At 45.5% G+C, this 21,143-nt stretch carries 18 protein-coding genes; 11 read left to right on the top strand and 7 right to left on the bottom strand.

Annotated elements, in window-relative coordinates; all coding sequences use genetic code 11:
* The first annotated feature begins 33 nt into the window (after positions 1-33).
* The 7 genes from pgl (at position 34) to ACJJIY_RS00355 (ending at position 11,679) form a co-directional block, all read left to right on the top strand.
* Entirely contained in the window at positions 34-744 is a 711-nt protein-coding gene (gene pgl, locus ACJJIY_RS00385) for a 6-phosphogluconolactonase (RefSeq protein ID WP_413663095.1), read from the top strand.
* Between the two features lie 21 nt (positions 745-765).
* Positions 766-1,392: a bifunctional 4-hydroxy-2-oxoglutarate aldolase/2-dehydro-3-deoxy-phosphogluconate aldolase gene (eda, locus tag ACJJIY_RS00380; protein WP_445358874.1), complete on the top strand. Its 627-nt coding sequence runs from the start codon at positions 766-768 to the stop codon at positions 1,390-1,392.
* A gap of 75 nt (positions 1,393-1,467) precedes the next feature.
* Complete coding sequence (gap, locus tag ACJJIY_RS00375) at positions 1,468-2,502, top strand: type I glyceraldehyde-3-phosphate dehydrogenase (protein ID WP_445358873.1); 1,035 nt, start codon at positions 1,468-1,470, stop codon at positions 2,500-2,502.
* Positions 2,503-2,619: 117 nt separating this feature from the next.
* Positions 2,620-4,056 (top strand): pyruvate kinase, encoded by a 1,437-nt coding sequence (pyk, locus tag ACJJIY_RS00370; protein ID WP_444907446.1) that lies wholly within the window; start codon positions 2,620-2,622, stop codon positions 4,054-4,056.
* Positions 4,057-4,924: 868 nt separating this feature from the next.
* Positions 4,925-9,796 (top strand): RHS repeat-associated core domain-containing protein, encoded by a 4,872-nt coding sequence (locus ACJJIY_RS00365; protein ID WP_445358872.1) that lies wholly within the window; start codon positions 4,925-4,927, stop codon positions 9,794-9,796.
* Positions 9,797-9,799: 3 nt separating this feature from the next.
* Complete coding sequence (locus tag ACJJIY_RS00360; RefSeq protein WP_444896306.1) at positions 9,800-10,075, top strand: hypothetical protein; 276 nt, start codon at positions 9,800-9,802, stop codon at positions 10,073-10,075.
* A gap of 1,214 nt (positions 10,076-11,289) precedes the next feature.
* The gene (locus ACJJIY_RS00355; RefSeq protein ID WP_445358871.1) at positions 11,290-11,679 is read left to right on the top strand and encodes a hypothetical protein; all 390 of its coding nucleotides are present in this window, start codon (positions 11,290-11,292) and stop codon (positions 11,677-11,679) included.
* Between the two features lie 191 nt (positions 11,680-11,870).
* Here the strand turns inward: ACJJIY_RS00355 and ACJJIY_RS00350 are convergent, their stop codons facing one another.
* From ACJJIY_RS00350 to ACJJIY_RS00335, 4 genes are all read right to left on the bottom strand, one after another.
* On the bottom strand, positions 11,871-12,233 hold the full coding sequence (locus ACJJIY_RS00350) for a hypothetical protein (protein WP_444896308.1): 363 nt from the start codon (positions 12,231-12,233) through the stop codon (positions 11,871-11,873).
* A gap of 76 nt (positions 12,234-12,309) precedes the next feature.
* Positions 12,310-12,618 carry a hypothetical protein gene (locus ACJJIY_RS00345; protein ID WP_445358870.1) on the bottom strand — a complete coding sequence of 103 codons (309 nt, stop codon included), beginning with the start codon at positions 12,616-12,618 and terminating at the stop codon, positions 12,310-12,312.
* Positions 12,619-12,653: 35 nt separating this feature from the next.
* Positions 12,654-12,854, bottom strand: coding sequence for a hypothetical protein (locus ACJJIY_RS00340; protein WP_445358869.1), 201 nt, complete (start codon positions 12,852-12,854; stop codon positions 12,654-12,656).
* 123 nt (positions 12,855-12,977) lie between these two features.
* A complete protein-coding gene (locus tag ACJJIY_RS00335; RefSeq protein ID WP_445358868.1) occupies positions 12,978-13,118 on the bottom strand; it encodes a hypothetical protein in 141 nt (46 codons plus the stop codon).
* Between the two features lie 834 nt (positions 13,119-13,952).
* On the opposite strand from ACJJIY_RS00335, the gene ACJJIY_RS00330 reads away from it, so the two are divergent.
* The 3 genes from ACJJIY_RS00330 (at position 13,953) to ACJJIY_RS00320 (ending at position 16,411) form a co-directional block, all read left to right on the top strand.
* Positions 13,953-14,504: a putative adhesin gene (locus ACJJIY_RS00330; RefSeq protein WP_445358867.1), complete on the top strand. Its 552-nt coding sequence runs from the start codon at positions 13,953-13,955 to the stop codon at positions 14,502-14,504.
* Between the two features lie 556 nt (positions 14,505-15,060).
* Positions 15,061-15,975 carry a zinc metalloprotease gene (locus tag ACJJIY_RS00325; protein ID WP_445358866.1) on the top strand — a complete coding sequence of 305 codons (915 nt, stop codon included), beginning with the start codon at positions 15,061-15,063 and terminating at the stop codon, positions 15,973-15,975.
* A gap of 34 nt (positions 15,976-16,009) precedes the next feature.
* Positions 16,010-16,411, top strand: coding sequence for a hypothetical protein (locus ACJJIY_RS00320; RefSeq protein ID WP_444896312.1), 402 nt, complete (start codon positions 16,010-16,012; stop codon positions 16,409-16,411).
* Between the two features lie 78 nt (positions 16,412-16,489).
* Here the strand turns inward: ACJJIY_RS00320 and ACJJIY_RS00315 are convergent, their stop codons facing one another.
* The 3 genes from ACJJIY_RS00315 to ACJJIY_RS00305 form a co-directional block, all read right to left on the bottom strand.
* Positions 16,490-17,353 carry a DUF4396 domain-containing protein gene (locus tag ACJJIY_RS00315; RefSeq protein WP_444896313.1) on the bottom strand — a complete coding sequence of 288 codons (864 nt, stop codon included), beginning with the start codon at positions 17,351-17,353 and terminating at the stop codon, positions 16,490-16,492.
* Positions 17,354-17,390: 37 nt separating this feature from the next.
* On the bottom strand, positions 17,391-17,990 hold the full coding sequence (locus tag ACJJIY_RS00310) for a class I SAM-dependent DNA methyltransferase (RefSeq protein ID WP_445358865.1): 600 nt from the start codon (positions 17,988-17,990) through the stop codon (positions 17,391-17,393).
* Between the two features lie 364 nt (positions 17,991-18,354).
* Positions 18,355-19,368 (bottom strand): Vgb family protein, encoded by a 1,014-nt coding sequence (locus ACJJIY_RS00305; RefSeq protein WP_445358864.1) that lies wholly within the window; start codon positions 19,366-19,368, stop codon positions 18,355-18,357.
* A 407-nt stretch (positions 19,369-19,775) separates the two neighbouring features.
* Between ACJJIY_RS00305 and ACJJIY_RS00300 the strand changes: the two genes are divergently transcribed.
* A complete protein-coding gene (locus tag ACJJIY_RS00300; protein ID WP_444896316.1) occupies positions 19,776-20,957 on the top strand; it encodes an MFS transporter in 1,182 nt (393 codons plus the stop codon).
* Positions 20,958-21,143 lie beyond the last annotated feature (186 nt).

Raw genomic sequence — 21,143 nt, 5'->3', positions numbered from 1 at the left:
CGCCGGTTTCCACTAAGAGAAATGGAAGAATCCATGGCTGAAGAAAAATTTTTCCAAGATCGCGAGCGCCTGGTGCAGGCTCTAGCCCACGATTGTGCTTGCGAACTGCAAAAAGGTATTAAAGAAAATAATCACGCAAGTTTCCTGGTATCTGGCGGCAGTACGCCGGAACCAGTATATCGCGAGCTATCCAAACGCCCGCTTCCGTGGTCGCAAATTACAGCTGCTCTCGTTGATGAGCGCTGGGTAGAAAAAACCGAAAGCGGTAGTAACGCAGCTTTTATTGAAAAGTCGCTTTTACAGAATTTTGGAGCCGAAGCCAATTTTCTGGGTATGAAAAATTCACATGCATCAGCCGCTGAAGGTGAAGAGGCCTGTGAGCGCGCATATGGCGAGTTGCAGAAACCATTTGATGTTTGTTTGCTGGGTATGGGCAGTGACGGCCACACCGCATCACTATTCCCCCATGCACAGGGCTTACAGGATGCACTAAATCCTGAATCACAAAAGTTGTGCAAGGCAATTACTGCTAATCAAAGTGAAGTTACCGGCTCCAATACCGAGCGTATGACTTTGACCCTGAGTGCAATTTTGCAAGCGCGCAATATCAAGTTATTGATCACTGGCGAAGAGAAGCTAAAAGTTTATCGCGAGGCGTTGCTCGGCAGTGATGAGTTAGAAATGCCGGTGCGCAGTATTCTTAAGCAGGGGCTGAAACCAGTCACTGTTTACTGGGCGCCTTAACGAAAGATTTGGAATTATCTGATGCAGAAAAATATCGCCGAGATTTTGCAGGTAGCTGGCGTTGTCCCAGTACTGGTTGTAGATAAAGTTGAAGATGCCCTCCCTCTTGCCGGCGCTTTGATTGAAGGTGGCCTGAAAGTACTTGAGGTAACCCTGCGCACTGAGGCAGCCCTGGAAGTTGTTGAACAAATTGCAAAACACATGCCGGAAGCCCATGTGGGAACTGGCACGGTGCTAAATGGTGATGATCTGCGTCGCTCTATCGAAGCCGGCGCCAGCTTTATGGTGAGCCCCGGCGCAACCGACCGCCTACTGAATGCTGCTGAAGGCAGTGAAGTACCGTTGCTGCCCGGTGCTGCCAGTGTTTCAGAAGTGATGCGCCTCTACGAGCGTGGTTATCGCTACCAGAAATTTTTCCCAGCCCAGGCGGCAGGGGGAGTGCCAATGCTGAAATCCATTGGCGGTCCGCTACAGGACGTTCGCTTTTGTCCCACCGGTGGTATAGGGCCTCAAAATGCCCCGGACTTTCTGGCTCTGAACAATGTGGTTTGTGTCGGTGGTTCCTGGATGGCGAGCAGCACTCTGGTTCGTGAAAAGAACTGGGCAGAGATTACTCGTCTGGCAAAACAAGCTGCGGAATTGAAATAACACACACTCGGTATGGTGCACTCGCAAGCGGGTGCCACTTGAAAAACCAGAAGCATATAAAGAGGGTAAAGCGAGATGAAAATTAAAATTGCCATTAATGGTTACGGTCGTATCGGTAGAAATGTCACCCGAGCTATCTACGAATCAGGCTACAGCGATCGTGTTCAATTGGTCGCGATTAATGATCTCGCTCCGGTAGCTTCTAATGCTCACCTGACTCGCTTCGATACTATTCACGGTCGCTTTAGTACAGACGTCAAAGTCGATGGTGATGCTCTGGTTATTGGTGGTGATCGAGTTCAGGTTTGCCAGGAGCGCGATCCTTCCAAATTGCCTTGGAAGCAATTGGGTGTGGATTTAGTCCTGGAGTGTACTGGCCGCTTTACCGATCGCGCTTCCGCTTCTGCCCATATTGAAGCCGGTGCCGCTGCAGTGCTGATTTCTGCACCCTCAAAAGATGCGGATCTCACAGTTGTTTACGGTGTAAACGACAGCAATCTCACTGCGGATCACCGTGTGGTGTCCAATGCATCCTGCACCACCAACTGTCTGGCACCTGTAGCTCAAGCACTGCATCGTGAATTGGGTATTGAGCGCGGCTTTATGACCACCGTGCACGCTTATACCAATGACCAGAATACCCAAGATGCGGTGCACGCAGATATTTATCGTGCCCGTGCGGCGGCGGATAATATGATCCCTACCAAAACAGGTGCGGCTGCAGCGGTAGGTTTGGTATTGCCTGAGTTAAAAGGTCGCCTCGATGGTATGGCCGTCCGTGTGCCGGTAAGCAATGTGTCTCTGGTGGACTGCCAGTTTATTGCCGGCCGTGACACCACCGCCGAAGAAGTTAACCGCATCATGCAGGAAGCTGCTAAGGCCAGTGGCGGTGTACTGACCTACTGCGATCAGCCTTTGGTATCTGTGGACTTCAATCACACCAGTGCCTCCAGTCACTTTGATGCCAACCATACCCGTGTGAATGGTAACTTGGTGAAGGTCATGGCCTGGTACGATAATGAGTGGGGCTTCTCCCACCGCATGTTGGATACCAGTCTGGCGATGGCTGAAACGCTTCAGTTGAACCAGCCTGTTGCTGAATCCGCCTGATCCCCTTCATTTGGCATATTTTGGTAATTCAATTACTGAGGGCCATTAAATGGACATAGAATTCCTGTTTGTTAGCCCTCTGAACCTCCTTCTCAAATTATTAGATGACGGGATCTTATGATTCGCCATACAAAAATCGTAGCAACCTTAGGCCCGGGTACGGACAAGCCTCGCGTAATCGATGAAATGATTCGCGCAGGGGTGAACGTTGTACGTCTGAACTTTTCTCACGGATCGGCGGAGGATCACCGACGCCGCGTTACAGAGGTGCGCAACGCCGCCGAAGCGCAGGGAAAAATTGTTGCGGTTTTGGGGGACTTGCAGGGTCCCAAAATTCGTATTGCCCGTTTTGCCAAGGGCAGTGTACAACTGGAAAACAATGACGAATTTACCCTCGACCTGGATTGCCCGGTTGAAGGGGGGGATGAGCACCGTGTTGGAGTGGATTATCCAAGCCTGATCAGCGACTGCCAGTCCGGCAATATCCTGCTGTTGGATGATGGCAAGATTCGCCTTGAAGTAACCGGCACTACGCCAAGCAAGCTCTATTGCCGGGTTTTACAAGGCGGTAAGCTGTCGAATAACAAGGGCATCAACTTGTTGGGCGGGGGCCTGTCTGCACCGGCACTGACAGAAAAAGACTACCGGGATATCAAGCTGGCAGCAGATCTCGAAGTGGATTTCCTCGCAGTCAGTTTCCCGCGTTGTGCGGAAGACCTGGATACTGCTCGCAAAGCCATGGCAGAGGCTGGTAGCCAAGCAGCGATCGTCGCCAAAGTTGAAAGGGCCGAAGCAGTTGCCGATGATGAGCAAATGGACAGCCTAATCCTGGCTTCCGATGCGATTATGGTAGCTCGAGGTGACCTGGGGGTAGAGATCGGTGATCCCGCTCTGGTCGGGGTGCAGAAAAAACTGATCAACCGCGCAAATGCTCTCAATCGCGCCGTAATCACTGCAACACAAATGATGGAGTCGATGATTACCAGCCCGACTCCCACCCGTGCCGAGGTGATGGATGTTGCCAATGCGGTGCTGGACGGTACCGATGCAGTTATGCTGTCGGCGGAAACAGCTGCAGGCGATTACCCGGTTGCCGCTGTGGAATCTATGAGTGAAGTGATTATCGGCGCTGAACAGTATTTGGGCAGTGTTCCCTACACTGCAGAGGACCACGGTTCTTCAGCTCTAATCGATACTGTAATTGCCCAGGCGGCGATTGATGTTGCAACGCGCGTGGAGAATCTCTGTGCTGTAGCCGCACTGACCGAGTCTGGCCGCACACCGAGAATGATGTCCCGTGCAAATACTCGCTTGCCGATCTATGCACTAACCCGGCATCCTAAGATCGCTCGCCAGCTGATGCTGTTACGGGGAGTAGAGACAGTGAGCTTTGATCCGGCTTCAGTTCCCCTGGGACATTTAACCGAAGCGGTTATCGAGGTATTAAGCTCTAGAATCGATTTGCAGAAAGGGCAGCGGGTACTTATTACCCAGGGGGAACGCCTCAATATGGGTGGGCATACCAACTCCATGCGGATCAAAGAGATCGAATAGGCTTTCTGAAAAAAGGCTCAGGCACCTGATCATGAGGTTACTGGGCCTACTTCAACCCATACCGCGCTTTATTGCAGTTCCAGGCAATCCCGTCCGCTGATTTCCCCGTTCACCCTGCTTGTAACTGGGATACCCCTGTGATGAGTGTCACAAATTTAAAGATCCAATTTCGCAGCCTGCCAAAAGCTATCCAATTAGTTACTTTTATCAATAACGGAATATTGATACTCGCTGTAGAGAAATTATCCAATTACGGTAAACAAATGAATAATAATTGTTCATAGGGTTTGTATTACGGGATATTTTTTTAATACACGGGTACTATTTTTATTGGTTTATTAAAAATTAATCGAGGATAACTTTGGCTCGGTTTTGTGTTATCGAAGTTTTAATTTCTGCTCCCGAAAGCTTCGCTACTCAGCTTAACACTTGCTATCTACCGTATTTACCTAATTTGCGGTAACCTCGCGAAGTAGATCTCAGTCCTATGTTTTATTTGGCGCCACCTAGATTCTTAATTTCTTAAGAGTGAAAAGGAAGATAAGAATCTAGTCGTTAGTTTTCTTCTAGCACAGCAGCCCTTAAGCTCCCTTTTTTGGATAGAGAATGTTCTTCTCAGCGGCTTCGTTGTGTAATGGCGTGGTATTGGCTGATCTTGCGATTTCGATTTTAATCGACGCCGACAAAGCTCGGAGGAATCACCAGTTGAAGTCTGGTTGACTTCAGCTTAAGGGTATTTTGCTCGAAAAATAGACGGAATCGAAAGCTTACCGGAGTTCTTTGGGGGTTCCCTAATGTTCGCGGGTGAGAATTAACTGAATTAGGTCCCCACTAGGTCCAGATAGGCGAAAGTGTTTAAAGGATTATCATGCAGCTACGTGTTGAAAATAAGCAAGGCATCCAGTACGAAGTGAGAGTAGGGTGGACGTACCCGCAGGGGATTCCGATGCAGGTCGATGCCGGCCACTTGCTTTCGATGTTCGACGATGCGGTTATTGAGAAAATTTACCAGCACTTTTTCAGCCTGGGAGGTAGCTCCTGCAATTTGCTCAGTACCAGTATTCAAGCGGGTACCTCGGGCGCAATCTTTCTGGGGCCCCTATCTGAGCCGCCCGGCTACTTGTCCTCTTCTGAACGAGAGATTTATCGCGCTTTAATCCAGAATCGACTGATTATTGAAGAAGCGCCAATGGCAGCTACCGTAATTGCGGAGAAACAGGCTGAGTTGATTGCCAAGATTCGTATCGGCCTACAGCAAATTATTGCCCAGGAGAGGGCAGAGGCGGCCCAAATCCAGCAGCAACATGAGAAGCGCTCAATGCTGGAAAAAGTGGGTGCCTATATTGAAAGTGGCGCGACCGGTTTTGGCAATGCCGCCTGGGGCTTGGCGGTATGGACAAAAGATGTGCTTGAAGTGGCGCAAATGCTGAATCCTCTGCGTCAGTCGCATAGGTTGGGTGTTGCCACAGCAAATTACTTCTGGAATGACAAGAGCTTCGCAGAATCTGGCCAGGAGTACGTTACGGATCTGCAAAAAGAAGTGGTGGATGTACTCGGTTTTGACCCTTCAAAGGTTACTCGGCAGCAATTGGATTTGGCATTCGACGTTGCTCAAATTATTTACGATGATCCGGCCCTGCGCGGGGTTATCTTCCGTTTTGCCGAGGATTATGTAAAAGCACAACACAGCCTGGAAATTACTGAAATTGCTGGTGGTGGAGCCTTTGAAATTATCCTCACTATCGTCCTTGCGGCGATTACTGGAGGCGTCGGCGCCGCTGTAGCTATGGCCAAAAATGCGCGCTTGCTAAAGTCCTTTAAAAATGTCGGCGAACTGATGTTGGACTTGGCCAAACTGAAGAAGCAGCAACAGTTAGTTTCCAATAAAAAGGGTGGCAACGCTAAGGGGGGGGAAGGCGCTAACTTCTCCGATTTGAGTTCCTCTGAAGCCGCAGCCCCGCTAGCCAGCTCCAGTGGGCTCTCTTCAAGTAGCTCCAGCTCCGGCAGTTCTGGCGGCTCAGGGGCCAGCAGCGCTGCCTCAAATTCCAATCAAAGCAATAGCGGCTCCAATAATAATTCAAGTGAGTCGCAAGGTAGCCAAGCGAATAATAGCAACGAGCCGGACAATACCAATAGCGACACCGGGGAAAACCAGAACGGTGACACCTCCCAATGCAATGCCAATGCCTGTGAAGGTGGTGAACCGATTAACTTAAAAACGGGTGAAGAGCGTCTGACTTTGGTGGATACGGTGCTGGATGGCCCACTGCCATTAACTCTGGCGCGCACTTACCGCAGCAGTAACGCCAGGGATTTCGGTTTGGGCCACGGCTGGACCCACACTTTGAATGAGCGCCTGGTATGGCGTCCGGGTAAAGCGGTTCAGTTTCATGATGCCGAGGGCCGGGTAATTAGCCTACCTGCACCGGGTAATAGCGGCTGCAGCCACAATGTGGTGGAAAATTTATCGTTGAGTCGTATTAACGATGAGCACTGGGTTGTAACCCCTTACGGAGCCCAAAATGGTGTGCAAAAACACTTTAAGGCGACAGGTAATAATGGTGCCTTAAAACTGTCCGAGATTCGCGATGGTTACGGTAACTATTACCTCTTCCACTATATCGACGAGCGCCTGATTTGTATCGAGAGCAGCCTTGGTGAAGCTCTGCATATCAGCCCGCCCGAAGGGCAGTCGAATAGTCTGCGCATTGGCGAGCTGAAGAAAGAAACTCGCGATGGTCGCATTAAAATACTGGCCCAGTACGAATACAGTGATGAAGGTGATTTGATAAAAGCCACTGATGCGGATGGCTACAGTGAGCAATATGAATATCACCAGCATGTTATTTCGAAGCGTACTTTAAAAACCGGTTACCGCTTCTACTTTGAATGGGATAGAGAGGGCCCCTCTGCCCGCTGTGTACGCCAATGGGGTGACTCTATCGATGGGCAGGCCACCTACAACTACGAGTTTGCCTGGGATGAGGATGGTCACGGGGTTACCGTTACGGATACTCGTGGGGGGCAGGAACGTTACCGCTTTAACGATCGAGCCCTACCGATTTATCACCGCGATCCTGAAGGCGGAGAGACTCTCTACAGCTACAACGATCTGGGCCAAGTTACCAAAGTACAATTGCCCAGCGATGATGGCAGTCGGCGTGAGGAGCTCTATAAATATGATGAACAAGGGCGCTTGATACAAAAGACTGATGCTGCCGGCAATAGCCACCGCATCGAATACAATAGTGAAGGTCTGCCGGCAAAAGTCACAGACCCCAGTGGTAACACCTGGCAGCGTGAATACAACCAGAAAGGCCAAATCGTCACCACCAAAGACCCCCTTGGTAGTAGCACCCGATATAGCTATAACCCGGTGGGCTTGATAGGCTGTGTTACAGACCCATTAGGTAATGCCACCCGCTATCTATGGAACCCCGAGGGCAAGCTGGCAGCGGTCAAAGACCCCATGGGCCGTACCCAGCACTATCGCTATGACGATGCCCGTCGTCTGGAAGAAGTGCAGCATACCCCAGGCCAAATTACTCGCTATGAATACGATGCCCAGGATCGTATCCACGCAGTTATTACCCCAGATGGATCTAGGACTCAGTACAGCTATAACCCCCAAGGGCTGCTTGCGGAAGTTATGGACTCCGAAGGCCGCAGCACCTGCTACGCCTACGACGGCCTCAGTCAGGTTAAGGCACGCACCAACCCGGATGGCAGCCGCCTGGAATACCACTACGACGGCGAGCGCAACCTGGTGGGCCTCACCAACGAAAATGGTGAGCGGTACCAGCTCAAATACGACCTGAACGAACGCCTGATTGAAGAAGTGGGCTTCGACGGACGCGTAACTCGCTACGCCTATAACCGCGCCGGGCACCTGATCAGTTCCAGGGCAGTCACGGATGCTGATACCGGCAAAGGTGTGGACACCATCTTTGAACGCGACCCCTTTGGCCGCCTGTTGGAAGAAGTCACCCCGGATGGTGTAACCAATTTTCGCTATAACCGCAGTGGCCAGTTAATCGAAGCGGAAAACACCCACCGTAAACTGCGCTGGGAATACGATGCTAATGGCCGTGTAACTGCGGATTGGCAGGGCAAAGATAAACTCACCCATAACTACGATGCCGCAGGCAACCGCATTGCCACCACCTTGCCTGATGGTGAAGTGCTCAACTTCGCCTTTAACCCCGCCGGCCAATTCAAGAGCCTGCACCGTCGCCCGGTAGGCAGTAACACCGATCAGCTGATTACTAGCATTAATCACGATGAGCAGGGCAGGGAGAGTCAGCGCCAGCACGGCAATGGGCTGGAGAGCCAGCGAGATTATGATCCTCAAGGGCGCCTGCAAAAGCTGAGCCTGGGCAAGGCCGGTGGTCCAGTGTCAGATCCGACCCAGGAATCTAACTCAATCCTGGAGCGTAGCTACCAGTACAATAAAGCTGGGCAGATTGCCAAAATCGAGGACAGCCTGCGCGGTACTCGCAGCTACCACTACGACGCCCTGGATCGCCTCACCCAGGTTGATGGGCCCAACCCCGAATATTTTGTGCACGACCCTGCCCATAATATTTTGGCCGCCGCTAGATCAGAAGATGAAGCCAAACAGCGGGCCAGTGCCACCCAAGTCAAAGGCAACCGTTTAGCCTTCCGTGGTGATACCCACTACCGTTACGATATCCACGGCAATCGTATCGCCGAGCTACGGGGTAAAGGACAGAAGCTACAGACCCGATACCATTACAATGCTCGTCAACAGTTGGTATGGGTAGAAAAGCTCAAGGTAGAGGAAGGAGCTGAGCAGCTTCAACAAGAGATTCACTACCAATACGACCCTTTGGGTCGTCGCATTGGTAAATCTGCAAACAATGAAAGAGTTGACTTCCTCTGGGATGGTGACGTCCTGCTACGGGAAAACAAAAACGATACGCAAACCAAGCAGGATCTGAATACCCGCACCTACTACTTCGAACCGGGCACCTTTAAACCGGTTGCGCTAAAAGAAGATGAGCAGGTTTACTATTACCACCTGGATCACCTAGGAACGCCTGACACCCTTACTGATAAGGAAGGTGAAGTCGTATGGAGTGTCGCCTATAAAAGCTATGGCAATATTGCTTTAGCCCATAATAATCAGATAGAACAGCCGATCCGCTTCCAAGGGCAGTACTTCGATGAGGAGACTGGGCTGCACTACAATCGGTTTAGGTATTATGATCCTGAGGTTGGGGAGTTTACTCAGCAGGATCCAATTGGGCTATTGGGGGGGGCAAATAATTATCGGTATGTGCCGAATCCAGTTAGATGGATAGACCCCTTTGGACTTTCTTGCAAAGAGGGTTCCGCAGTAATAAAAATGTATAAAGAGGGAAGGCAAGTACACTTTGTTGTTGAAGTGCATCACAATGATACCATCATGGTAACAGAGCAGCAAAGCTCAGGTAACTTTGGAAGCACAGCAGAAATTGTAGATGAAGATTTCTCAGCAATGTTGGGAATGGAACCTGAAAATTTAATAACTATTAAATTGCCTGATGCCCAGGCTGCAATTGAATATCAGAAGAGCAGAGCGGGAACACCTGATGGAGCTTATTGTGTAGAGAGTAATAGTTGCCTTACACATGTTTTTGATGTTCTAAAAGCTGGTGGTAAAGAAGATGCTCCAAATAACTCTAAGAGTTTAACCGCAGCTAAGTATCTAAAAAAACTTGAAAAAGAGGGGGGGTAAATTTTGAGTGAAAGAGATGAATTGGTGAGAATGGGGGAAAAACTCGTTGAAAAATTTAGTGAAAAATTAGATCAAAGAGAGGGGGGAGATTTATGGCGAAAAGATGTAGTTTTGGCATGTGAGATATTGCTGGATTATCTGCGTGCCAAGCCAGTTGAAATAGATAAAGTTTTGCTTTTAGCCCACGTTTTTCAAAAAAAACATGAGCTAAATAAACCCCCGGTAGTTTCTTATTGGTGCAGAAAAATAACTGAGTGCTTGTTGCAAGAGCAGTCTTAATCTAAGGCTATAGATAAATATTAAGTATGCAGTTTTAATCTTGTATGCCCAGAGAGTTAGATTTTGAAAAATAATATTAATAGACTGAGCATTAGCGGTTAATTTTTGGGGTGGGGCTAACAGGAAACGTAAATCCTTTGGGGAATACTGAGGTAAGCCTTGGGCGGTTAAAGGTATACCTTATCCTGTAATATAGCATCTAGGATGCCCTCTAATTAGATGATTGTTAATTAATGCTAGCAGAGTATTTCCCAGCGATTTTAGAGGTGAAAGGAAACTTGATTCTGATTAGTATGGTTCAGGAACGGGTGATATAACGAAGTCAGCACAGGTAATTTGCAATGATATTATCGGATCGGTGGAATAGCATCGAATTAGTCAGGGGTAGCGAATTTGCCCCACGTACTCAACCTTTGTTTAGCATGCAGCAGACTTCTCACACTGCCTTCCTCGTCCTCACCAAGCCTTTAAAGTAGCTTTCATTGTTTAGATAGAATCAGCATTTTGGTGAGATGTTAAGCTGATTGAGGGTGGTGGGAGAATTATAGCAAAATACAACCCGTTTTTTTGGGTTTAGATTTCAGCTACTCCAGCTTATCAGCTCCGAATATCAATCCATCTCAATAGGAAGTTGTTTAGGGTTATTCGGGCCCTCGTTGCATATAGATGATTGAATTTCTTTTGGCTGGCGGCCGGTATTGCATAAATATATAGTCGCATAACGCCGTGTCTATGTTTTATACACATCTTTTAAGGTTGCACCGCAGCACTAGCTTAATGTAGCCCCAAAAAGTTACATAGTTTATATCCAATAGTACCGTTTGTAGACCTGAAGGCCATCAAAACCTATAACAAATAGTGGATTCTCTCAGACTTGTACGTTTATAGGACAAGTAAGATCCTCTTTCTCGCCTTATTTTACATCTGAATTGATTGAGGAAATATTTCTTTTACTAGTTCAGAGCTTAACCAGAGGGCTGATATGAACAGAAATACTTGTGTATAAAATTTAGCGCCGTGTTGGTAGATCATAAAGTAAGCTTAACTATCAATACCGTACCGCCTATATCCTATGCCTGATAATGAAATGCTCAATTGCGCCTATAACTTGACTGGCTAGCTTCCGCACAATTGTTCCCTAGACAGTGATGCCGAGTATACTTGATCTCTAAAGAAGAATTTCTTGTAACTCCATTGGAAACAAGATTAGGGGCATGAATGCCAAGCCTACAAATAGAAGTAAGCTTGATGCAACGCTAGAAAAATATAAAGAGGCTCATAAAATGGGAGAGAAGATGAATGATAGAGAGGTAAGGATACCTCGAATATATTTAAGAAAGATCGAAAAAGTAATTGGTGTTGTTACTCCAGATGAAGAAAGTAAGTTTGCTGATTTTCAGGAAGTCGATGAATTAACGAGGAATCGTGTTAGAGAAATTTATTATCAGCTGGATGAGTTGAGGGCTGAGGCATATCTTAAATATCTTTTATCAAGAAATATTGATCGTGGACATATGTTTTCTTTTGTACTCGATGTCATAATTGGGGGTATGGACCAGGATGAATGGCTTAAAGAAAAGCTTGGGCAATCAGATAGCGATTAAGTTTGGAGCTTGATTTAGGGGGGCCATAGAATGTAGAAAGAGATGAACAATCCTGGACGCCCAGAGATAGGAGGGAGGTGCTAACAGCAAACTGGATATCTAAAGAATGGAGAACCTGAAGCTAGGCTAGAATTCTTGCGCTACTGCCTGGTAGTCGGTATATCTTTCTCAAATTAAATGGCGATTTGGCGTTAAAAGTTTTTCTGGGGAGCCCATAGAGGATCAAGTGGAGTGTAGAGTCGAGAGCGATGAAATCTAGGGATAGTTGAAGCGGATTTCAGTAATTTAGCTAAGAAACGCTGGCAATCGCGCCGCCCGTGTACCCAGCGTTTATTTTGCTGAGCACAGGCCTGATGTACCGCTTCCGCCGAGCCCACCAAACGTTTAAAGCGGCTTTCAAAATTGCAGTTTAAGTAGAGCCAGTGTTTTGGCGAAATACCCAGCCGATTTAAAATAGGTGGGATGTTTTCGGAAATAGCGCCGCGCTTTTTAGGGTGCAGCTGCCGGCCACTCCATTCTAGCAGCTCTAAATAGTGATCCAGCTGAAAAGGCAAGATCCTGGCGCTCCCCGTCCACCAGTGGGAGTAGGCTTTTGGGCTGCTGGCCTGAGATGACTGTGTGAAAGCGTTGCTAGATCGAAATGTAATCGGACTCTTCTGGAGTTTTAGTGATACCGGCACGGATAGGGTTGAGGTCCACATAAGCGAGGCAGGCGGCAAGGGCTCTTTCATCCAGCAAGGCCTGAGACTTGAAACGCCCTTTCCAGAAACGACCGGTGCAGTTGTCCTCGGCATTGGCCTGGCGTGCGATGGACTCGTTCAGGCAGTGCATAAACCAGCTGATATTCATTAGGCGCTCCCGCCATTGGGACAAGAATTCTTTTAGCCTGTTTACTTCACCGTGATCGAAGGCATCGCCTTGAAGATAGCGTTGGGCCAAGTTAGAGGCTTTGAAGAGCTTTTGTCAGCGAGTAATTATCTCTGCGGCCACTTATCAGCAGATTCTGTGTCGATGTATAGGACTATATGGTAATGATTACTCATTACCGCATAGGCAGCAATATCTAGCGCAAACGCCTCGACCAACTTATGCATATGGCTTTCAATCCATTCGTGCCGATGCTCGAAATCTTTTCCGGATTCAGCATCTCTGACACAAAGAAATGCACGCAGCACACAGATGGCAACACTTAAAGATAGAAAAGTATCAGGAAGGAAAAACTTGTAACCTGAATTTGACCTGATGAGGCACATTTTTAAAAGCTGATAACTGTCATAAAAAGTCTGAACTACTACATTTTATACACACCCTTTAAGTCGATTTAAAGTCTCCGCTGCCTCCAAGTAATAAAGCAGTTTAGTGTGTCCCTGCCAAACAGTTTTGACGCCAGGCTCACCACCGCTTCTTCGCCCCAGAAAGCCTCCAATTTCTACCTGCATACGATTTATATCTCTCATATTTGGAGGTTAATTTGGTGAGGAGTTTTTATCTTGTTTTATCCATACCATATGCCACTCTTTTTCAGCTTAGACATTCCTCCACAGCTCATCAATTCTTTCTTATCAGCTTAAAATAGTAATCCAACTGAAAGGGTAGGCCGTCAAGCTGTTTAAGTCTTAGCCGTCTGTGAGAGATTTCTCTCTAGTATGTTTGTAAAAAAATAACTCTACATTTCATATAGTGTTGCTTATGTTGTCAATCTAGGCTTTTGTAGCTTATTGACCTCTATTTCTAGAACAATGATGAGGGGTGGCATGCCCTCCACCTCTAATTTTAATCAAAAAGAATTGAATAAAGAGTTTACTAGGTGTGCTTAACTGTATGATGGTTTTAACAGGTAAGAATATTGTCTTTTATGTGTAATAGAACTTTTGTTATGCGAAATTTAGTCTCAGTTTCTCGAAGGTGACATAACCATTTTTTGTGAGGTTGTTCATTTAGCTTAAATCCTTTTACTCCTAGCTTGAAATGTGGATGAAAAATTCCTTAATTGAGGTTTTGTAATTTTTTTGGGTTTTTGTATGATGTTTATTTCGCAGCTGTTGGTTTTTCTACTTTTTCTGATTATAGTTTTGCTTTAATTAGAGGGTGGCAATGAAGGTTGGATTTCAGTCACTTACGTAGATTCTATTTCCATTGATCTAATTTTGTTTATCTGCAACTATTAAAAACAGTTAAGCCTAGCTTGAAATGAAGAATTTAAAATTTATGACCGTGTCTTGGTGTTGTGGTCAAGAAATAGGTTCTGTAACCTTTGAATAATAGGGATTGTGATGAAAACCATTCAGTTTGGAAAAGTAATAATTCATAAAAAAGAGCAAGCCAATGGTAAAGAGGCGATTCTTTACGCACATGGTTCATATGATAAGGGATCTTTTGGCGAGGCCAAAGTGCCAGAGACATTAGCTCTGTACTTCTACTCCTTCCATGGTTCTGCATCTTCTGATCATGCAGTCAGAAGCTTGACAAAAACAGGTGAGCCTGCGGACGGAAAAAATAGTATGGCAGATTTCGGAGCAAAACAGTTTCTCAATATGGGATCAGGAAAAGTGCACTCTATAGCTGGTGGTGGTTCTGAGGTTTATAATTATAATCTTTCATATAATGAAAAAAGTCCTGGTCATATGGATAATATAAAAAAGGCATGGGAGAGCGGTCTTCATAATCATGATTTGATTTTGGTTGAAGAAGGAGCCCGTATTCATTTGGATGATGTCCTAAAAGTCATTACTGAAAATAAGCTAGGTTATAACAAGCTTCACTTTACTGCCTGCCGCTCGCCGAGCAGCGGAAATGATCTTAGCTCTCAAAAACAGTGGGGCTAATTTAGAGTAGAGTGTTCACTCTAGTTTAAAGGCTGCAAAATTTATAAAGGCCACTTACCTCCATGACCACAGGAGGTAGGTGGTCTTTGTTATTTGTGATTGGCCTTTTGAATTAGATACTCTAGTGATTGGAATATCTTTTTATTATTAACCCCAGTTGGTGCGAGCTATTTTTGCGATGATGTATCATAAAAAATATAACTGTCCGCTTTGTTGAAATAAAATTCGGTATATTTTATTGGAATTTTACCTGTCAGTAATTACAGGTTCCTAAATTTTTTTGTTCGCATTTTTAAGTGAGTCGCACCTTGTGTTTTCCGTGAAAAAATTTCATATGTAACTAATTTCATGGAAAAATGTATCTACATTTTGTTTTTTTGAGTTTTTATTTTTTTATATTTACATTTTTCTTGTTGAACGTTACGCCTTATTAAAGAGTTTGATGTCATTATCATCAATTTAAGAATTGGTGCTATTGACAAAAGTTTATGGAAGCGTGGAAAGTTGGCGGGCTCTTATGGGAGTGTAAATAAATAATAAAATTAAGGCTTAGGTTATGAGAAAGACTGTTTCCAATATCTCGATAAAAACTGCTCTATCATTGTGCGTGCTTGCGTCATCAACTATAGGTTTTGCTCAAAGTGTTTCTTCGGTTGAGGCTGCCAACAATAGCGTTGGGCTAAAGCGCTGCGGTACAGACCACCCATCAATTCAGGAAGCCGTATTAAAAGAACAGCATTTTTCTACTCTGCGTGGTGTATCAAGTGATAGAAGTGTGGCGCACACATTACGCCCCGCAGGTTCTGTAGAAGTTGATGTTTACTTTCATGTAATTACTGACACTGCTAATAATGGAGCGCTTTCTAATAGTGAGATTAATGCGCAAATGGATGTATTGAATGACGCTTACGTAAATACTCCATTTACCTTTAATTTAGTTTCAGCCACTGTTACAGCAAATAATTCTTGGTATAACGTTGGTTACAATTCTTCGGCTGAGCAGTCAATGAAATCTTCCTTGCGAGTTGGCGATGCAGGGGATTTGAATATCTATGTAGCTGAAATTAGTGATGGCCTACTTGGGTGGGCTACATTCCCAAGCAGTTATTCCTCTGATCCACTTGATGACGGCGTAGTAATTTTAACTGGTTCTGTGCCTGGAGGTGATGCTGCACCCTACAATGAGGGGGACACCTTAACTCACGAGGTTGGCCACTGGTTAGGTCTTTATCATACGTTCCAAGGTGGATGTTTTGGCCGGGGGGACTACGTCTCAGATACTCCTGCGGAGAGATCGGCTGCTTATGGCTGCCCTGTTGGTCGGGATACCTGTACCAGGGGAAGAAATGCTGAAGGGGAAGATCCGGTAACTAACTTTATGGATTACACTGACGATAGCTGTATGTACGAGTTCACTGAAGGTCAGGCCACTCGCGCAGATGAACAAAGCGCGACTTATCGTGGTCTTTAACAGTTAAGGGGGGCTTGTCCCCCCTTCTTTAATTATGAATAAAGAACATTATTTATTTTTAGTGCTGAGTTTATTTGTTTTTGCTAGCCCGGGTCTATTGGCTCAAAGGCTAGCTGTTCCAGAGTACGTGACTTGTAATCGAAACCAATTAACTTCATGGCAGGGAGATATCACAAAACTTGTGCGAGCGAAAGATGGAGTCATGCTTTGGATTGCTACTGACCATGGAACAAATGAGGTTCTAAACCTAACTATGCCAAATTGGAAGGAGGTTCTCGGGCAGTTCCGCATCCATGGCCGTAATTTTCATTCCAGCGATTGGGGGAAACTCATTGATACTAAGGGGAAGCTTAAGGTGGGAATGAAAGCGATTGTTTGGTTATGTAATACTGAAGGTATAAGCCCGGTAATCAATTGGCAGCCACCCTCAGGGTGAAATCTTACTACAGGCGGAGAAAGAAAATTTTTGAATCTTATGCTTAAGCGATTATTTTGAGTACATAAGGTTCTGAGATCAAAAGTATATTGGTGTGATTTTATCCGTGACATAAATTGCAAGAAATAGAACTATAAAAGTGCCCGCTATCCATATACTCGATTCCACTAAAGATAAAGAATACATTTCCATTTTAGGCGTTTCTGCTTGTGAGGTAGCATGGATGTGCGGTGCTGAATTTGAGGCGCATTCATGTGAGCAATGACCAAAATTGGGCGCGGCTCCATCTTTTCCCGGAAGAGTCATACATCCATGTTTTAAGTGATTTTTTACCAACCAATAGTTAATAGGGTAAGCAATGATACCCCCAACAATGGTTGCCAAGCTCATACGAAACCAAAAGGTAGCATTTGTTGGGTCTTCAGAGTGTGGCCATATGGAAGTCAGTATCACCATAGCGGGTATCATTCCAGCCATAACCATATTCATCGATACAGTTTCAGCAAAGAAAGTTTTACCCACTGCTTTTAAGTAGTTTCCCTGATACATACTTCGCATCATCAATGCCTGAAAAATAAACAAACCACAAACAAAGCCAGCCAAGTACTCAATTATGGAGTCCCATCCATTGGTGAGGCCCAGTGTGGGTACAATAGATGCTGCGATAAGGATCCCTGTTGCATCACCTGCAAGACAATGCATTTCGCTATTTACACTTTGCTTCCATGTGGCCCTAGTGAATTGATCGTGGCCGCCAGGAAAAGGACGGCGACAGGTGAGTAGGTAGAAGATTAAGCCGATAACACCGGTATAAAGAATTACTAATACCCAAGCCAGGCGCTGAACCCAGCTGGTTGGCGCATTAGTGATTGAGTCCCAAATAATAAAAACTAGGCTGAGACTCGTAAGAATAAACCAAACAAGCATTGCTCCGGTTAACATATAGGCTACCCATGATTGAGGGGGCGATATAAAACAATTATATCTTCTGAGCAATCAAGTAGGCGTGTAATTCTGGTGGTTGATCGTACTCCAGATGTCTACAAATACAACCAGATGAAATAAGAAGTTGTATAAATTTATTTGTGCCTAACGTAGAGTAGTATAATTCCGATCCCATCGCATTATTCGTATGATAGTCCTCTTTATCTGTTCCACCAAAGGAGAATATTAGAACGCCTTCCTTGTTTAAGTAAGACGCTAGATTCCTTATTGTTTCCTCTTGTTTTTCAATTGGTATATGCCAGATGCTATCCCACGCACTTATAAAGTCATATTTTCTTGTGGCTTTCCACTTACATATATCCTCTAGATAGAAGTTGACAGTAGGGTGCTTATCCCTGGCGATCTCTATCATTTTCTCAGAAACATCAATTCCCTCGGGAGAAAATCCTTCAGTTAGCAGAAGCTCGATATGCCTTCCTGTACAACCACACCCTACATCTAGTGCAGAGCCTCTATTTTTTACAAAGCCAAGTGCCCGCTTATACTGGCTAATACCGTTGTTCCTGTTGAACTCTTTACGTTCCCATAGATGTGTGATGGTATCGTATGCTATCCCGGTTTGTTTCGGTTCCATAATTGTAAATTCTGTTTATGAGTTTTATATAATGATTGCTGCACGTTTTTTGTTTTTTAGATTCGTTAGAGTTTGATTTATTTGAGGCGAATACTTCAACACCTATAATTATAACGGTCGCCATGAGTATCCACGCGAGCCACTTCATGCCATTTTAAGCTAGTGTAACTTGTAGTGGGTTGCCAATAAGGTAATCCATCAATGGTTGCCTCATAAGGGCGCCGTGAATGGCTGTTAATAGAGCTGAAAAAATTAGAATTCTAAATGGAAGTCTGTATTTGAACAGTTTGTCCTGTATCAGGATATATAGAACTATTGCAGTGACGCCATACATCGATTGATGTCAATAGAGCTATATATGCTTCTATTTTGGTATTCCCTGGTCGATAAATCCAGAATCAACACCAAACCAAAAGCTTCCATCCATATTGTTAAAATACATATATCTTATATTTCCACCACTTGGAACTGGGGTCTTGCTTGTAAATTTCTCTTTTTCTGTGTTAAAGGCAAAAATGATATTTGGAACCTCTCCAGTATCAGCGAGCCAAAGTTGGTTATTGTTGTCCAGTGCTGTTCCGTAGGGGCGTGGATTCTTACTGGGTAGCTTCCACTCTTTAAACTCCTTGGTCGTCGGAGTATAACGCCCCAAATAGCCTTCTGGATAATCTACGTACCAAATATTGCCGGTAGGATCGATTTCCAGTCTGCGAGGGCGAGCATTTGGGCGTGGCAGGTTAACCTCATTTATGGTCATGGTTTTTGCGTCTACGCGAGCTAACTTATTGGTGCCGAATAGCGCTATCCAGGGGTTTCCCTGGGCATCAATCTTAATACCATAGGGGCGGGCATTAGCGGTTGTTGGGGTGACACTTAGAACTTTGCCACTCTGTACATTTAGCAGGCCTATGCGGTTACTTTGCTGGGCTGTGAACCAGATATTTCCCTCTCGATTGAAGACTAGCGTATGTGGGTCTTTGATACCTTCAGGCATTGGATATTGTTTAATTTGTCCATTATTGGTGTCTAATCGCCCAATATGCGCATTGCGATTACCTGCATACCAAACAATATCGTTTGAATCCACAATCAGGTTATGAGGATGAGTACCTTCAGGTATTTCATACTGCTTAAACTCTTCAGAAGTGGGTGTAAACTTCCCGATGTAGTTACCCGCTTGTCCACAGAACCAGACATTCCCTTTACTGTCCACATGCGGGTCTCTGGGGAGCCCCTCCCAAGGCACCTTCCATTCGTTTAATTTAAGTTTGTCAGGTAAGTTATCTTCTTGAACAACGGCGTTCGCCAGTAGGAAAGGGAGTGTGGTAAATAGCATGACTAAGGGAAGATGATAAATTCGCCAGGAATGAATACGCATTTTTCTCTCCAAGAGTTATCTATGTTAGTAATCAGTCATGCTGTGATATAAGGCGCCTAGATATATAGCATTTAAAGCATAGGTGAATTTAGGTTAGAGTTGTCTGACTCCAGTCATTATATGTAGTGAGCTGAGCTTCCTCATCTCATTAAAAATATATGATTTGCGGGAATTTATACATAATTAGATTGCTTGCTAATCTGCCAATTGGTACGTCTTTTTCACCGATTTTTCGAGTAGTTAAGCAAGTGGTTGGTCTGTGTTACCACTATTTAGCAGCTTAATTAGTATTTAATTTTATGAGCTGCAATATTCTCGAAAAAACTTATTCTTCAGTACTATTTTTATAATTTTACAGTTGGATATTGAGGGCGTATATTGCGGGCCTTAGCTATAGGAGGTCATTTATGCTACAACGTCTTCGCCGGCCTGAAATTCTTTTGCTTATTCTGGCAGCTTCAATGCCGCTCTCATTTGCTGTTTGGAATACGCTACTTAATAACTTTGTCATTGAAAAGGCAGCATTTACCGGTGCAGATATTGGTTTGTTGCAAAGTGTGCGTGAGATACCTGGCTTTTTAGCCTTCCTGGTAGTCTTTGTTTTGCTTTTTGTCAGGGAGCAGAGGCTGGCGATAATCTCCCTGGTAGCAACTGGCCTTGGAGTGATGCTAACGGGACTGTATCCATCATTGACCGGGTTGTTACTCACTACACTTTTAATGTCTACGGGATTTCATTTTTATGAGACCTTGCAGACTTCCCTGGCACTCCAGTGGTTTCCCAAACAAACAGCAGCAGTTTGGATGGGACGCATGGCTGCCGCAGGTTCCTTTGCTGCGCTTCTGGCTTATGGTTTGGTGTGGGGTTTAATGAACTTCGCGGGTTTGGATTATTCCTGGGTTTATCTAATTGGTGGTGGCGCGACCATTGTCATTGCTTTAGGTGCCTGGGTCCTTTTCCCTCAGTTTGCTCAGCCCCACAGCCAGCATAAGAAGCTTATTCTGCGAAAACGCTATTGGCTCTATTATGCGCTCACGATGATGAGTGGGGCTCGCAGGCAAATCTTTATAGTATTCGCTGGTTTTTTGATGGTGGAGAAATTTGGATACAGCGTGGGGGAGATTGCTGCTCTCTATACGGTAAACCATTTACTTAATTTGTATATCGCACCGAAGATCGGACAGTTTATCGTTCGGTTTGGCGAGCGCCGTATCCTCACTTTGGAATATATTGGCCTGATACTGGTATTTGCGGGTTATGCGCTGGTAGAAAGTGCTGCGCTGGCAGCGGCATTATATATTGTTGACCATTTATTCTTTTCTATGGCAATTGCGATTAAAACCTACTTCCAGAAGATAGTCGACGAGCGGGATATCGCGGCTTCGGCTGGAGTCAGCTTTACTATTAATCATATTGCCGCAGTAGTTATCCCTGTAGTATTTGGCTTGCTGTGGCTTGTCTCTCCGCCAATGGTATTCTTTGCGGGGTCTTTAATGGCCTTAATTTCTCTTGGGTTGGCACAGCTGGTTCCAGAGCAGCCGTTGCCCGGTAATGAGATTAGGGTTGGGCAGTATTCTGGGGCTACCTAGAAAGAGTTGAAATGGAGTTTTTGTTCCATTATCCTTGGCGGCAACTTGAACAAGACAATTTACTATGAAATACGCGCAAGAACTTCTTTTTATATGTTGCTGCCAGGCAACCTGCGTGCTTCTGTAAATTTATTCGGAAGCGTTTTTTGCTTCCGGAGAGTCAAAGAACCCGGAGCGGAAGCGCCG

The organism is Microbulbifer maximicatervae (SeqCode), from assembly GCF_052468155.1.
Note: the sequence above shows the minus strand (reverse complement) of the source record. Positions and strands in the feature narration are given on the sequence as shown.

Bases quoted from the DNA above. Each gene is read 5' to 3' on its own strand.
- pgl (WP_413663095.1), top strand. From the start codon at position 34: ATGGCTGAAGAAAAATTTTTCCAAGATCGCGAGCGCCTGGTGCAGGCT.
- eda (WP_445358874.1), top strand. From the start codon at position 766: ATGCAGAAAAATATCGCCGAGATTTTGCAGGTAGCTGGCGTTGTCCCA.
- gap (WP_445358873.1), top strand. From the start codon at position 1,468: ATGAAAATTAAAATTGCCATTAATGGTTACGGTCGTATCGGTAGAAAT.
- pyk (WP_444907446.1), top strand. From the start codon at position 2,620: ATGATTCGCCATACAAAAATCGTAGCAACCTTAGGCCCGGGTACGGAC.
- ACJJIY_RS00365 (WP_445358872.1), top strand. From the start codon at position 4,925: ATGCAGCTACGTGTTGAAAATAAGCAAGGCATCCAGTACGAAGTGAGA.
- ACJJIY_RS00355 (WP_445358871.1), top strand. From the start codon at position 11,290: ATGAATGCCAAGCCTACAAATAGAAGTAAGCTTGATGCAACGCTAGAA.
- ACJJIY_RS00335 (WP_445358868.1), bottom strand. From the start codon at position 13,118: ATGCAGGTAGAAATTGGAGGCTTTCTGGGGCGAAGAAGCGGTGGTGAG.
- ACJJIY_RS00330 (WP_445358867.1), top strand. From the start codon at position 13,953: ATGAAAACCATTCAGTTTGGAAAAGTAATAATTCATAAAAAAGAGCAA.
- ACJJIY_RS00325 (WP_445358866.1), top strand. From the start codon at position 15,061: ATGAGAAAGACTGTTTCCAATATCTCGATAAAAACTGCTCTATCATTG.
- ACJJIY_RS00320 (WP_444896312.1), top strand. From the start codon at position 16,010: ATGAATAAAGAACATTATTTATTTTTAGTGCTGAGTTTATTTGTTTTT.
- ACJJIY_RS00315 (WP_444896313.1), bottom strand. From the start codon at position 17,353: ATGTTAACCGGAGCAATGCTTGTTTGGTTTATTCTTACGAGTCTCAGC.
- ACJJIY_RS00310 (WP_445358865.1), bottom strand. From the start codon at position 17,990: ATGGAACCGAAACAAACCGGGATAGCATACGATACCATCACACATCTA.
- ACJJIY_RS00305 (WP_445358864.1), bottom strand. From the start codon at position 19,368: ATGCGTATTCATTCCTGGCGAATTTATCATCTTCCCTTAGTCATGCTA.
- ACJJIY_RS00300 (WP_444896316.1), top strand. From the start codon at position 19,776: ATGCTACAACGTCTTCGCCGGCCTGAAATTCTTTTGCTTATTCTGGCA.